The organism is Variovorax sp. Soil_C_26, assembly GCF_057657075.1.
Genome location: NZ_JBDGJC010000010.1, coordinates 47,355 through 61,326 on the forward strand (window position 1 = coordinate 47,355; position 13,972 = coordinate 61,326).

Here is a 13,972-nt window from a genome sequence, read left to right on the forward strand (position 1 = left end):
AGTTGAAATCAGTGGGTGCTTTGTTGCAATTGAATGCAATGCTGTTGCTGGTGATTCAACTTATTCTCGTTCCTCGCTTATTTGGCCCTGAGAATTTTGCAATTGCAATGCTTTTATTGGCGCCATCTTTTATCGTACAAGGAATTTTTGAGCCAATATCTCAATGGCACGTTTTTCTGAAAAAGGGTGCTGGAATCTTTTGGGTTTTGGTGTGTTTGTGGGTTGCTGTTTTGGTGGTAATTGGTTTTCAAGTTTACCTCTATGTTAATCGTCATGCGTCCGTAGCGATGGTTCTGCTCGCTGTGCATGCTTTTGCTTTTCTCCTGCTTACATTGCATACCCTCTGGGCACTTGAAGCCAGAAGACATAGAACCCTAATTGCATCTCAGATTTTTGGTATAGCTGCGTATTTGATGGTTTCTATGTTTTCAATTGATGAAGGCAGCTTAGGGATCGTGGGTGCAAACTTGGCCATGTGCACAATTGGAGTTGCCGTTCTTTCTGTGGCAAAAGCACAATTGTTGCCTATCTATGGAAAATTTGAATTTAAAGATTTTGCACGGGGAATTTTTGCGAGCTTGCCGCGCGTCCCTACAATATTTTTGAATTCTGTTTCGGTGATGTTGGTTGGTTTTTTTGTTGCTCCTATTCTTCTTGCTCATTATCGCGTTTCTGTCTCTTCGGTTAATGCATTGAAATATGTAACTCCTTACAGTTCGAATCAAATAATTCATCGTTTGAGCCAGGCCATGCAATTGGAGAGCAAAGATGAGCGATTCAAAGTCCTGTTTGTTCAGATGCTCTCTGCGTGCGGATTTTGGATTTTCGGATCTTTCTGTGTACTCCTGATTTTTCCCTACTATGTGCAGTACGTATTCGGATCGTCTGATCTTCCAGCGTTCTGGTGGATGATTCCGACCGCGGGAGCATTGTTCCAACTTCTTCAGCCATTGGTATTTTTTCTAAAAGAGAATATAGCGACAAAGTGGCTTCTTGTTGTGGTGGTCTTGCCGTGTGCCGTTATTTGTCCAATTTATATAATCAACCCATTTGTCGCATTCTTTATTAATTGTGTGCTCTCGGTGGCTTTTGCAATTGTTGCAGTCTGCCGGGTTTTTCGATAGCGTTTGAAAGATTAGTTTGAAGCAGATTTTGCAAAATTTGTCCTCCGGCAAAAGCATCATTTGTGTTGCGCCTTCACCTCAGTGCACCCGCGGGAGCCTGGCGATCAATACGGCTGTTTCTTTGATTTCGGCTGGAACTGAGCGGATGCTTGTCAACTTTGGGCAAGCTTCGTATTGGGAAAAGGCACGGCAACAACCTGAAAAAGTCCAGATGGTGCTTGGCAAAGTTCGCACAGATGGCTTGATAACGACAATCGATGCCGTGCGATCGAAGCTGGCTCAGCCATTGCCTTTGGGCTATTGCAATGTGGGCGTGGTATTCGGGGTGGGAGCAGGGGTTGACAGTTTTCAACCTGGAGACCGCGTCATTTCCAACGGACCACACGCAGATGTTGTGAAGGTTTCCCAGAATCTCTGTGCACGTATCCCCGCGTCGGTGGACGACGAATCCGCGTCATTCACTGTAGTCGCAAGCATTGGCTTACAAGGCATCCGTCTCGCGCAGCCGACGTTGGGCGAGGCCTTCGTCGTCACTGGAGTCGGATTGATTGGATTGCTCACAGTCCAGTTGCTTCGCGCACACGGCTGCCGCGTACTCGCAATCGACTTCGACGACTCGAAGCTGGAACTAGCGCGGCAATTCGGTGCATCTACCTGCAACCCTGGTTCCGGAGAAGATCCGGTGGCCGCTGGCATGGCATTCAGCAGAGGGCAGGGTGTCGATGGCGTCATCATCACTGCATCGACAAAGTCCAGCGACCCCGTCACGCAGGCTGCCCGCATGAGCCGCAAGCGTGGGCGCATCGTGCTTGTCGGTGTCACTGGGCTCGAACTGAATCGCGCGGACTTCTACGAAAAGGAGCTGAGCTTTCAGGTTTCCTGCTCGTACGGCCCGGGCAGATATGACCCTGCCTACGAGGAACAAGGGCAAGACTATCCGTTTGGATTCGTCCGCTGGACTGAGCAACGAAATTTCGAAGCCGTTCTCGACATGATGGCAAGTGGCCAACTCGACGTGAAGCCGCTGATCACGCACCGCTTCGCATTCGAAGATGCGCCTCAGGCCTACGACGCGCTGACGCAGGACAAGGGGGCGCTTGGCATCTTGTTGCGCTACTCCTCGCCAGTTGAGGAGCGCATGGTGCAGCAGGTGACATTGGCCCCCGACGCAAAGTTCGACGCGCAGAAGCCGGTTCTCGGCTTCATCGGTGCCGGCAACTACGCGTCGCGCATGCTGATTCCGGCATTCAAGGCCGCGGGCGCGCAGTTCCACACGATCGTCACGGCTGGTGGCATCAATGGTGTCATTCACGGGGAGAAGGCAGGCTTTGCCGCGGCATCCACCGACGTGAAGGCGATGTTGGCGAGCGGTGAGATCAACACCGTCGCCATCGTCACTCGACACGACTCTCACGCAGGGTTCGTGTCGCAGGCGCTGCAGGCAGGCAAACACGTGTTTGTTGAAAAGCCACTCGCCATCGATCGGGCGGGGCTGGATGAAGTCAGGGCTGCCTACGAGCAGGCTCATCAGGCTGGGGCGGGTCCGCAGCTGATGGTGGGTTTCAACCGGCGCTTTTCGCCGCAAGTGCAGAAAATGAAGGCACTGTTGAATGCCGTCAAGGCACCGAAGTCTTTCATCATGACGATGAATGCGGGGGCCATTCCGGCCAACCACTGGACACAAGACAATGATGTCGGCGGCGGGCGAATCATTGGCGAAGCGTGCCACTTCGTGGATCTCATGCGGTTCCTGGCCGGGAGTCCGGTGGTTTCCGTCCAGGCTCGTCGGATGGGCGATGCGCCTGGCGAGGCGATCACCGAAGACAAGGCATCGATAACTCTCGGCTTCGAAGACGGCTCTTTCGGCACGATCATGTACCTGGCCAATGGTGCTGCGAGCTTTCCGAAGGAGAGGGTGGAAGTGTTTGCGTCAGGTCGCGTGCTCCAGCTCGACAACTTCCGCAAGCTCCGGGGCTTCGGCTGGCCGGGTTTCACCAAGCTCAACCTGTGGAAGCAGGACAAGGGGCAGAGCGCATGCGCGGCGGCCTTTTTGCAAGCGGTCCAGTCCGGGGTGCCTGCCATCCCGCCGGAAGAGATTTTTGAAGTGGGGCGTGTCACGCTTGATGTGACAGACCAGTTGCGAAGCCAATGAGCGCCTTCGCCGTCAAGGCCCGAACGGCGCTCGCGCTTGGCCTGCCCAACCTGCGCAGGGTGGCCGTTTACCGCCTTGAAACGCGCCTGCGTTGGAGCCGAGTACGTCGTTTGCGGGCGGATTTGGTCAGCGGGCCGTTCTTTGCACCAAGCAGGTTGCCGCCGGTTTCCGCGACACCAGTGTCTTCTTGGCACCGCGCAGCACGGCTTTTGAGTTTCTGGCCCTTCGAGGTTTCCGCGGAACCACCCGATTGGCTGGCCAATCCGTTGACCGGCAAGCGCATGCCGGAACCGCAGAGACCGTGGTGGGAAATTCCTGATTTCGATCCCGCCGTGGGCGACATCAAGCTCCTTTGGGAGCTGTCTCGCATGGACTGGGTGCTGGCTTTTGCGCAGCAGGCACGTCAAGGCGACCAGGCCGCTCTTGAACGCCTCAACAACTGGTTGAACGACTGGTGCGCGGTAAATCACCCCTATCGAGGCCCCAATTGGAAGTGCGGCCAAGAAGCTTCTCTGCGTGTCATGCATCTGGCGATGGCTGCCGTGATGCTCGGACAGGCGCGCAGCGCGGTGCCCGCGCTTTGCGAACTGGTCCACATGCACCTCCAGCGTATTGCGCCTACCGTTCAATACGCCATGGCCCAAGACAACAACCACGGAACGTCGGAAGCCGCCGCGCTTTTCATCGGTGGGAGCTGGCTGGCGGCTCATGGGCGCAGCGATGGAGAAGGGTGGCGCCGCCAAGGCGTGCGCTGGCTCGAAGACCGCGCTGCAAGGCTTATCGGCGATCAAGGCTCGTTCAGCCAGTACTCGCTGAACTATCACCGCGTGATGCTCGACACCCTTTCCATGGCAGAAGTCTGGCGCAGGCACATGTCGGAGCCGGCCTTTTCGGATGGTTGGTACCAACGGGCTTCCGCTGCTACGCGATGGCTTTACTCAATGGTCAGCCCTGCCGATGGCGATGCACCCAACGTCGGCGCGAACGATGGCGCTCGACTGCTGCAACTTGCTGACACAGCCTACCGCGACCACCGCCCGACGGTGCAGCTGGCGATGGCCTTGTTCGAGCAGCGCCGCGCCTACGCGAAGGATGGGCCGTGGAATGACGCGCTGCGTTGGCTCGACGTCGATCTGCCTGCCATGACCGCAGAGCCGCCGGTCAGCATGATGGCGGACGACGGAGGCTTCGCAATGCTGCGCAAAGGGCCGGCCTTCGCATTGCTGCGCTACCCGCGCTTCCGCTTCCGCCCCAGCCAGGCGGACGCGCTGCACGTCGACTTGTGGGTGGACGGCCAGAATCTGTTGCGTGATGGCGGCACGTTCAGCTACAACACAGATCCGCGTTGGCTCAAGTACTTCGGCGGCACGGCAAGTCACAACACGGTGCAATTCGACGACCGGGACCAGATGCCCCGGCTAGGGCGCTTTCTGCTGGGTGACTGGCTGAAGACATCCTTTCACGAAGCACTGTCGCAAGATGAATTGGGCTGGACAGTGGCGGCGGGTTACCGCGATGGGCAAGGCGCTCTGCACCGGCGGCGCGTCCGTCTCGAAGCCGGATGTCTGCGCGTCGAGGACGAGCTGAGCGGCTTTCGCGACAAGGCAGTGCTGCGCTGGCGTCTTGCACCCGGCTCGTGGCGCCTCGATGGCATGCACGTAAGCGACGGCAAGTTCACCCTCAGCGTGGAGTCGAGCGAAGAGATTGGCCGGATCGCAATCGAAGAAGGCTTCGAGTCGCGCCACTACATGGAAAAGACGCCGCTTCCCGTTCTTGAGGTAGAAGCGCGCAAGCCCTGCAAGCTAGTCACTTGCTTGCGATGGAATGTATGAAGGTTCTCTATTTTCACCAGCATTTCTCGACGCCCAAAGGCGCCGCGGGAATCCGCTCCTACGAAATGGCTCGCCACCTCGTGGCGCTTGGCCATCAGGTCACGATGGTTTGCGGCAGCTACAGCGGCGGTGAAACCGGGCTGGTAACGCCATTCGAGCGGGGTCGCAGGCGCGGTCGAGTCGACGGCATCGACATCGTTGAGTTTCAGCTGGCTTACTCCAACAGCGACGGGCTTTTCAAGCGTGCCATGTTGTTCCTGAAGTTCGCCATGCGCAGCGTTGCACTGGCGCTGAGCGAGCCTTGCGATGTGGTGTTCGCCACCACGACGCCTTTGACGGCCGGTATTCCGGGCATCTTTGCGCGCTGGCTGCGCCGCAAGCCTTTCGTGTTCGAAGTGCGGGACCTCTGGCCAGAACTGCCCAAGGCAATGGGTGTGATCCGCAATCCGCTGGTTCTGGGCGCCATGTCGCTGCTCGAATGGGCGAGCTATCGATCGGCGCATCGGCTGGTCGGCCTTTCGCCGGGAATCGTCGAGGGAATTGCGCGTCGCGGTGTGCCGCGCGAGCGCATCGCACTTGTGCCCAACGGGTGCGATCTAGGAATCTTCGGCCAATCGTCCGAGCCTTGGCGGCCTGCCGGCGTCGGCGAGAAGGATCTATTGGCAGTCTTTGCCGGCACACACGGTATGGCCAACGGGCTCGACGCGGTGCTGGATGCGGCGCACGAGTTGAAGCGCCGCGAACGCGGTGACATCAAGCTGCTGTTGATTGGGCAAGGCAAGCTGAAAGAAAAGCTACGGCAACGTGCCGATCGTGAAGGTCTCGACAACGTGATATTTCATGATCCCGTTGGAAAAGCTCGACTGGCAGGCCTGATGGCGCGCACCGATGTTGGCCTCCAGATTCTCGCCAACGTTCCGGCCTTCTACTACGGAACGTCGCCCAACAAGTTCTTCGACTACATCGCCGCAGGACTGCCGGTGTTGAACAACTATCCGGGATGGTTGGCCGATCAAATCGCGGCGAACGAGTGCGGTTTTGCGGTGCCGCCGGACAATGCGGCCGCATTTGCAGACGCGCTTGAAAAGGCTGCCGACAACCGCGAGGCATTGAAGGCAATGGGGCAGCGCGGCCGTGCTTTGGCAGAGCGCGAATTCGACCGGGCGAAGCTGGCGGCAAAATGGGCCGACTGGGTCGTCGGGGCCTCGCCTCTTTCTGCGGACGCGATCGAGCGCGCGATTGGCGAAGGCAAAGGCATGGAGCCGAAATGAAGCGCGCCTTCGACATCGTCGTTTCGTTGGGGGCGCTGGTGCTTCTGTGTATCCCGCTTCTGCTGTTGGTTGTGCTGGTTCGCGCCAGGCTCGGTAGCCCGGTGTTCTTTCGCCAGCGACGCCCTGGTTTGGCTGGGCGGCCTTTCGAAGTGCTCAAGTTCCGCACTATGACCGATGGACGAGCTGCTGATGGCAGTCTGCTTTCTGATGCACAGCGGCTCACACCATTCGGCCGCTTTCTTCGAGCCAGCAGCATGGACGAACTGCCTGAGCTGTGGAATGTGCTCAAGGGAGAGATGAGCCTGGTCGGCCCGCGCCCATTGCTCATGGACTACCTGCCGCTCTACTCGGCAGAGCAGGCCCGCCGCCATGAGGTGCGCCCCGGCATTACGGGGTGGGCGCAGGTCAATGGCCGCAATGCGCTGAGCTGGGATGAAAAGTTCAAGCTCGACGTCTGGTACGTCGACAACCGGACGATGTGGCTCGACATCAAGATCCTGTGGCTAACGGTTCGCAAGGTGCTGGTGCGTGAGGGCATTTCGGCCGAAGGCGAGGCAACCATGCCGAGATTTACGGGAGGCCGTTCGTGACCGATCCTCTGTTCGCGGTGTACGGCGCCAGTGGTTGCGGTCGCGGCATCATGCCGCTGGCGCGAGCGCAGCTTGAGAAGCAAGGCATTGGATCTGCGCGGCTCGTCTTTGTCGACGACGGCCCCGCAGCATCTGTGATCAATGGACACCGGGTTCTCCGCTACGCCGAGTTTCTGCAGCAACCTGCAAGCGAGCGCCACGTCGTGCTGGCCATTGCCAATGGCAAGGTGCGCGAACAATTGGCCGCACGTTGCGCGGCCGATGGAGTTCGCCCCTGGACGGTGATCGCGGACAGCGTGGTGCAGATGGATGAAGTTGCACTGGGCGAGGGCGCGGCCCTTAGCCCTTTTGTCACCATCACTTCCAACATTCGCATCGGCAGGCATTTCCACGCCAATCTCTACAGTTATGTCGAGCACGACTGCATGATCGGCGATTTCGTGACGTTCGCGCCGGGTGCCAAGTGCAACGGCAATGTGGTCATCGAAGACCACGCCTACATCGGCTCGGGCGCGGTCATCAAGCAGGGCCGACCGGGCAAGCCCTTGGTCATCGGACGTGGTGCCGTCGTCGGCATGGGCGCCGTGGTCACGCGTGACGTGCCGGCTGGCGCCACGGTGGTGGGCAACCCGGCCCGTCTCTTTTCTCCCAAAGGCTGATTTGTTGTGTTGAATACCTCTTTCTCCCCCTGGCCCAGTTTCACCACTGAAGAAGCCGAGGCCGTGCAGCGCGTGCTGTTGTCCAACAAGGTCAACTACTGGACCGGGCAGGAATGCCGTGAGTTCGAAAAAGAGTTCGCCGCCTGGACGGGCACCGCGCACGCGGTGTCGCTGGCCAACGGCACGCTCGCGCTCGACGTTGCGTTGAAGGCTCTGGGCATCGGGCCGGGCGACGAAGTGGTGGTCACGCCGCGCACCTTCATTGCCAGCGTGTCGTGCGTGGTCAATGCGGGCGCGACACCGGTGTTTGCCGATGTAGAGGCCGACAGCGGCAACCTTTCGGCGGCCACCATTGCCCGCGTGCTCACGCCGCGCACGCGCGCGGTGATTTGTGTGCACCTGGGCGGTTGGCCCTGCGACATGGATCCGATCATGGCGCTGGCCGAACAGCATGGCTTCAAGGTGATTGAAGACTGCGCGCAGGCGCATGGTGCACGCTACAAGGGCCGCGCGGTCGGCGCCATCGGCCATGTGGGCGCATGGTCCTTCTGCCAGGACAAGATCATGACCACGGGCGGCGAGGGCGGCATGGTCACCACCAACGACGAGTCGCTGTGGCGCGCCATGTGGGAGTTCAAAGACCACGGCAAGAGCCACGATGCAGTATTCAAGCGCGAGCACCCGCCCGGGTTCCGCTGGCTGCACGAAAGCTTTGGCACCAACTGGCGCATGCTCGAAATGCAGGCTGTCATCGGCCGCATCCAGTTGCGCCGCATGGCCGATTGGACGGCGCAGCGCACGCGGCACGCCGAAGCGATCTGGGCCGCCTGCCAGCCGCATGCGGCGGTGCGTGTGCCCGCGCTGCCCCAAGGCAGCGTGCATGCGCACTACAAATGCTATGTCTACGTGCAGCCGTCGCGCCTCGCGCCCGGCTGGACCCGCGACCGCATCGTGAGTGCGATCCAAGCCATGGGCGTTCCGTGCTACCAGGGCTCGTGCTCCGAGGTGTACCTCGAGAAGGCTTTCGACGGCACCGGCTGGCGGCCGGCCGAGCGCTTGCCGGTGGCGCGAGAGTTGGGCGACACCAGCATCATGTTCCTGGTGCACCCCACGCTGACGGCCGCCGAGATGGACGCAACCTGTGCGGCCATTGCGCGCGTGCTTGACGACGCGAGCGCAGCATGAGCGTGCTTGCCGTGCTCAGCCGATGGCCGCGACGCGGTGCCGCGGTCTGGCGGTGGCTGTTGGGGTTGGCGATGCTCGCGCTGCTGGTGCTGAGCCTGGCGCCATTGTCGAGCAGCCTGCCTAGCACGGGATGGGACAAGGGCAACCACGCACTCGGGTTTGCGATCCTGGGTTGGCTGGGGCGGTGGAGCTGGCCGGGTCGCATGGCCATCGTCTTGCCGGCGCTGATGGGCTACGGCGCCTTGATCGAACTGCTGCAGTCTTTCACGCCCGACCGGCTCGCCGAGTACGGCGATCTGCTGGCGGACGGTGTGGGCTTGTCGCTTGGGGCCGGAATGGCGTTTCTGTCGGAGCGATGGCGCTCCGCAGGCCGGAGGCTGCGATGACCGAACGTTTGCCGAGGGAATTGTCATGATCGATCGGATGGCCCAGCCGTTGCTGGCCTTGCCGCGCTCCGTGAAGCGATCGCTGGCGCTGACCATCGACGCGGCCCTTTGTGTGCTGTGCGTCTGGCTGGCACTCAGCCTGCGGTACGAAGCATGGGTAGAGCTGAAGGGGGTGCATTGGCTGGCAGTCGGGGCCGCGATCGTGGTGGCGCTACCGGTGTTTATCTTCACGGGGCTCTACCGCGCCATCTTCCGCTATGCGGGCAGCGCGGCGTTCATGGCGATCGTGCGGGCCTGCCTGGTGTTCGGCATCGCCTATTTCCTGATGTTCACGGTCATCGGTGTTCCCGGAATTCCACGGACGGTGGGCTTGTTGGTACCGGTGTTGCTGTTCCTCGCAATCGGCGGGTCGCGCTTGCTGGCGCGCTACTGGCTCGGCGGCCTGTACATGCAGGTGCTGCGCAGCAAATCGCTGCCGCAGGTGGTGATCTACGGCGCGGGCAAGGCCGGGCGCCAATTGGCGGGAGCACTCGCGCACAGCCCCGAGATGGTGGTTCGTAGGTTTATCGACGATTCGGTTCAGTTGCAGGGCCGCACGCTGAACGGCTTGCCGATTCACGCACCATCGTGGCTCAAGGCCAATGCTGCAGCGCATGGCATCACCGACGTGCTGCTGGCGATTCCGTCTGCTTCGCACAGCCGCAGGGCGGAGATCTTGAACGAGCTGCTGTCGCTGCATCTTCATGTGCGCACGTTGCCCGGCATGGCCGATCTTGCGCAGGGCCGGGTCCAGGTCAAGGACCTGATGGAGGTCGACATCGAAGACCTGCTCGGGCGCGACCCGGTGGCGCCGGTCGATGACCTGCTGCACCGCCACGTGCGCGGCAAGGTGGTGCTCGTGACCGGCGCCGGCGGCTCCATTGGCAGCGAGCTGTGCCGCCAGATCGGGCAGCTGTCTCCCTCGACGCTGCTGCTGGTCGAATGGAGCGAATTTGCGCTCTATGCCATTCACCGCGAACTGGAGCAGGCCGCGCCCGCAGTCAACGTGGTGCCGCTGCTGGCGTCGGTCAGCGACGGCGCGCGCATGCGCCAGATCATGGGCGTGTGGCGCCCCGACACCGTCTACCACGCTGCGGCCTACAAGCACGTGCCGCTGGTCGAGCACAACCCCGTCGAAGGCCTGATCAACAACACGCTGGGCACGCTGACCACCGCGCTGGCCGCACGCGACCATGGCGTGTCGCAGTTCGTGCTGGTCAGCACCGACAAGGCGGTGCGACCGACCAACATCATGGGCGCCAGCAAGCGCCTGGCCGAGATGACGCTGCAGGGCCTGGCGCAGCAGAAGCCGCACACCTGCTTTTCGATGGTTCGCTTCGGCAATGTGCTCGGCTCCAGCGGATCGGTGGTGCCGCTGTTCCGCCAGCAGATCGAGGCGGGTGGGCCCATCACGCTCACGCACGAAGACATCACGCGCTACTTCATGACCATTCCGGAGGCGGCGCAACTGGTGATCCAGGCCGGCGCCATGGCGGAAGGCGGCGACGTGTTCGTGCTCGAGATGGGCGAGCCGGTGCGCATTGTCGACCTGGCCCGCCGCATGGTCGAACTCTCGGGACGCACGGTCTGCGATGAACAGAATCCCGAAGGCGACATCGAACTGCGGATCACCGGCCTGCGGCCCGGCGAAAAGCTGTACGAAGAACTGCTGATCGGCGACAACGCCATGCCCACCGCGCATCCGCGCGTGATGAAGGCGCACGAGGCCTGCCCGCCCTGGGCACAGCTGGCGCAGCAGATCGAAGAGCTGGGCGTACTGCTGGAGCGCAACGACGTGCCGGCCATCAAGAGCAAGCTCAAGCTGTTGCTCGGGGGTTACCAGCCGCACGCCGAGGTGGTGGACTGGGTCTATCTGGAGCGCCAGCGCCGGACGTCGGCATTGCCGACGGCGGCTGCGGCAGATGCAGCAGCCGCAAGACCAGGACTCGCACCGATCTGAGGGACCTGGTCGGCCTTGCGAGGCGTCGGGATCGCGCTTTGCCGCGATCCCGGTCCTGCGCAGATCATTCGTTGTACTTGTACTCGGTGTACCGGTAGCCGCCGTAGCGGTAGCCATGGCTGCCGTAGTGGCGGCGCGTCAGGTCGATGCCGTTGAAGACCACGCCGGTGACGCCCTTACCCGCATGCGCGAGGCGCTTGGCGCTTTCGTTGAGCTCGCCGAGTTGGGTCTGGTCGGCGCGGGCCACCAGCAGTACCGCACCCATGTGCGGTGCCACGCCAGCGGTGTCGGCAGCGACCAGCACGGGCGGCGTGTCGATGATCACGAGCTCGTACTGCTCGGAAGCCATCTCCAGCACGCGCAAGAAGCTCTCCGACATCAGCATGTCGGCGGGATTGCTCGGCAGCTTGCCGGTGGTCAGCACGTCGAGGTTGGGCATCACCTGCCTGCGGATCGCCTGCTCGGCCGACAGTTCACCGGCCAGCAGCTCCGAGAGGCCGCCCTCGCGCGGGAGCCCGAACTGCTTGTTGAGGTGGCCCTTGCGCATGTCGGCATCGATCAGCAGCACCCGCTTGCCGGCATGCGCCATGATCGCGGCAAAGTTGCCCGAAACGAAGCTCTTGCCGATGCCCGGCGTTGCGCCGGTGATGAGTACCCGGTTGTTGCCGGCTTCGAGCGTGGTGAACTGGAGCGCGATGCGCAGGCTGCGCAGCGCCTCAATGGGCGGGCTGTCGGGATGGGTGGCCGCGAGCAACTGGATGCCCTTGGCACCTGCCGCCACGCGTTGATCGAGCATCGTCTGTTCGGCTGTGAAGGGAACGACTGAGTAGACCGCCAACCCGGTATGGGCCTCGATTTCCTGCGGGTCGCGGATTCCGGCGAAGAAGCGGCTGCGCAGGACGGCGAGCACCGCCGCACTCGCCAGGAGGCCGAGTACGAGCGACAGCGCGAGGATCAGCGGCTTTTGCGGCTTGACCGGCACTTTGGGCTTGACTGCCTTGTCGAGCAGTCGGACGTTGCCGGTCTTACCTTCTTTGACCAGCCGCAGTTGCAGCGCATTGTTCTGCAGCGATTGATAGAGGCCGCTGTTCACGCGCACATCGCGCTCCAGGCGCAGGGCGTCCTGCTGCATTGTCGGCATACGGCTCACGCGGGCATTGAGACTTCCGAGTTCCTTTTCAATGGCGCCGATCTGACCGTCGATGATCCTCACGCGCGAATTGGCGTCCGTGAAGCGCGCGGCCACCTCGCGGCGGCGCTGCTGCGCTTCGAGCAGCTTCGTCTGCAGCTCGATGGTCTGAGCCAAAACCCCCTTGGCTTCTTCATCGAAAGCTACGGTGCCGTTCTTGTTGCGGAAGCGCGTGTAGGCGTCCTCTGAGGCTTCGAGCTGGCGCTTGAACTCGGGAAGTTGCTCGTCGAGGAACTGCAGCGTCTTCTGCGCTTCGGCGGACTTGCGGTCGACGTTTTGCTTCACATACTGCTCGCCGATTGCATTGAGGATGCTCGAGAGCCGATCGCGGTCGCTGTCTTCGAGCGAGACGCTGATCACATTCGATTGCCGACCCTGCTCACCGAGCTGCAAACGTTTCTGCAACTCTTCGATGGTGCGCAGCCGTGATGCGCGAGAGACAACGAATTCCGCACCGGCTCTTCCGTCGAGCCGTTCGACGAGCAGTTCGATGGCGCCATCTTCGAATATTTGGTGCAGGGGTTGACCGACTGTGCCCGCGAGCGGTTGCTCCATTGCCGGGTGGTTCAATGTGTACGCGCCGTCGCCCTGGGCGGTCAGCACGAAAGGTTCGTCATCTTCAAGTGCGGGTGGCACGTCGAAGCGCGCGATGGTGATCCGTTCCTTCCCGCTGACATAGCCGTCCATCCCAAGAAAGCCGGGATTGGACAGCCCTTCCGCGCGTCGCGCCAACCATGTGCCAACGACGGGCAGGTAGCGCGGCGCCGCATCGATATAAAAGCGTGTCTGGTCCACCGCTGCGCCAACGACCATGCGCGAGCGAATCACCTGGATCTCGCCTGTGGCAGGCGTCTTTACGTCGAAGAGGCTGGAGGCTTCGCCGAGGAAGCCCTTCGCATCAGCGGCCGAGTCTTCGACCTGAACCAACAGGTTCGACTGATAGATGGGCGTGGCCAGCACGATATAGGCCACCCCAATCGCGAAAGCGAAAGCCGTGATCGCGGCGACCAGCCACTTGTGGTCGAGAAAGATGTCGACGAATTCCGACAAGTGGATGTCGTCATCGGCAGCTCCAACTGAAGGCGCAGCCCCCTGCCCAGGGCGCGCAGGATTCGAATTGGTGACAGCAGGAGTGTTCATTTGAATCGCCGAATGCGTTCGGCCCATGTCTCGACGCCGGCGTCGATGAGTTGGAGTGCGTGCTCGAAGGCTCCCTGGCCCATCTTGTACGGGTCGGGGATGTTCAGCTTGGCGGTTTCGGCAAGGCGAAAGACCTTGCCGCGCGTCAGCGGGTAGTTGTTTTCGATGTGGCGGCGCTGGCCCTCGTCCATCGTCAGGATGAGGTCGACCGGGGCGCACATCGACTGGGTGATCTGGCGCGCACGGTGTTCGCTCAGGTCGAGCCCGCGCGCGGCCATCAGCTCGCGGGCGATCGGGTCTGCCGGGTGGCCGATCAGGGCGCCGGTGCCGGCCGACGACACGGTGAGCTGCGGAAGGGCATTGGCCAGCAGGATGTGGGCCATCGGGCTGCGGCAGATGTTGCCGATGCAGACCACGAGGATGGATTTCATCGTGCGCTCCTTCC

General features: G+C 61.4%; 11 protein-coding genes. 9 read left to right on the plus strand and 2 right to left on the minus strand.

Translation table 11 applies throughout. The features are described from left to right. Positions 1-2: 2 nt before the first annotated feature. From AC3A6G_RS23175 to AC3A6G_RS23215, 9 genes are read left to right on the plus strand one after another with little or no spacing between them, the layout of a single operon-like run. On the plus strand, positions 3-1,124 hold the full coding sequence (locus tag AC3A6G_RS23175) for a hypothetical protein (protein WP_487874674.1): 1,122 nt from the start codon (positions 3-5) through the stop codon (positions 1,122-1,124). A gap of 16 nt (positions 1,125-1,140) precedes the next feature. After that, positions 1,141-3,276: a bi-domain-containing oxidoreductase gene (locus AC3A6G_RS23180; protein ID WP_487874675.1), complete on the plus strand. Its 2,136-nt coding sequence runs from the start codon at positions 1,141-1,143 to the stop codon at positions 3,274-3,276. Then, positions 3,273-5,108: a heparinase II/III family protein gene (locus tag AC3A6G_RS23185; protein WP_487874676.1), complete on the plus strand. Its 1,836-nt coding sequence runs from the start codon at positions 3,273-3,275 to the stop codon at positions 5,106-5,108. Before AC3A6G_RS23180 ends, AC3A6G_RS23185 begins: the two co-directional genes overlap by 4 nt. Then, positions 5,105-6,379: a glycosyltransferase family 4 protein gene (locus AC3A6G_RS23190; protein WP_487874677.1), complete on the plus strand. Its 1,275-nt coding sequence runs from the start codon at positions 5,105-5,107 to the stop codon at positions 6,377-6,379. Before AC3A6G_RS23185 ends, AC3A6G_RS23190 begins: the two co-directional genes overlap by 4 nt. Then, complete coding sequence (locus tag AC3A6G_RS23195; RefSeq protein WP_487874678.1) at positions 6,376-6,969, plus strand: sugar transferase; 594 nt, start codon at positions 6,376-6,378, stop codon at positions 6,967-6,969. The genes AC3A6G_RS23190 and AC3A6G_RS23195 overlap by 4 nt, the downstream gene beginning before the upstream one ends. Then, a complete protein-coding gene (locus AC3A6G_RS23200; protein WP_487874679.1) occupies positions 6,966-7,628 on the plus strand; it encodes an acetyltransferase in 663 nt (220 codons plus the stop codon). Before AC3A6G_RS23195 ends, AC3A6G_RS23200 begins: the two co-directional genes overlap by 4 nt. 6 nt (positions 7,629-7,634) lie before the next feature. After that, positions 7,635-8,813: a DegT/DnrJ/EryC1/StrS family aminotransferase gene (locus AC3A6G_RS23205; RefSeq protein WP_487874680.1), complete on the plus strand. Its 1,179-nt coding sequence runs from the start codon at positions 7,635-7,637 to the stop codon at positions 8,811-8,813. After that, positions 8,810-9,199 (plus strand): VanZ family protein, encoded by a 390-nt coding sequence (locus tag AC3A6G_RS23210; RefSeq protein ID WP_487874681.1) that lies wholly within the window; start codon positions 8,810-8,812, stop codon positions 9,197-9,199. Before AC3A6G_RS23205 ends, AC3A6G_RS23210 begins: the two co-directional genes overlap by 4 nt. Before the next feature lie 25 nt (positions 9,200-9,224). Beyond that, positions 9,225-11,198 (plus strand): polysaccharide biosynthesis protein, encoded by a 1,974-nt coding sequence (locus tag AC3A6G_RS23215; protein ID WP_487874682.1) that lies wholly within the window; start codon positions 9,225-9,227, stop codon positions 11,196-11,198. Between the two features lie 64 nt (positions 11,199-11,262). Here AC3A6G_RS23215 and AC3A6G_RS23220 read toward each other — a convergent pair whose 3' ends face one another. Continuing rightward, entirely contained in the window at positions 11,263-13,527 is a 2,265-nt protein-coding gene (locus tag AC3A6G_RS23220) for a polysaccharide biosynthesis tyrosine autokinase (protein WP_487874683.1), read from the minus strand. Then, positions 13,524-13,958: a low molecular weight protein-tyrosine-phosphatase gene (locus AC3A6G_RS23225; protein WP_487863636.1), complete on the minus strand. Its 435-nt coding sequence runs from the start codon at positions 13,956-13,958 to the stop codon at positions 13,524-13,526. The genes AC3A6G_RS23220 and AC3A6G_RS23225 overlap by 4 nt, the downstream gene beginning before the upstream one ends. Positions 13,959-13,972: the final 14 nt, after the last annotated feature.

Bases quoted from the DNA above. Each gene is read 5' to 3' on its own strand.
- AC3A6G_RS23185 (WP_487874676.1), top strand. From the start codon at position 3,273: ATGAGCGCCTTCGCCGTCAAGGCCCGAACGGCGCTCGCGCTTGGCCTG.
- AC3A6G_RS23190 (WP_487874677.1), top strand. From the start codon at position 5,105: ATGAAGGTTCTCTATTTTCACCAGCATTTCTCGACGCCCAAAGGCGCC.
- AC3A6G_RS23195 (WP_487874678.1), top strand. From the start codon at position 6,376: ATGAAGCGCGCCTTCGACATCGTCGTTTCGTTGGGGGCGCTGGTGCTT.
- AC3A6G_RS23210 (WP_487874681.1), top strand. From the start codon at position 8,810: ATGAGCGTGCTTGCCGTGCTCAGCCGATGGCCGCGACGCGGTGCCGCG.
- AC3A6G_RS23215 (WP_487874682.1), top strand. From the start codon at position 9,225: ATGATCGATCGGATGGCCCAGCCGTTGCTGGCCTTGCCGCGCTCCGTG.
- AC3A6G_RS23220 (WP_487874683.1), bottom strand. From the start codon at position 13,527: ATGAACACTCCTGCTGTCACCAATTCGAATCCTGCGCGCCCTGGGCAG.
- AC3A6G_RS23225 (WP_487863636.1), bottom strand. From the start codon at position 13,958: ATGAAATCCATCCTCGTGGTCTGCATCGGCAACATCTGCCGCAGCCCG.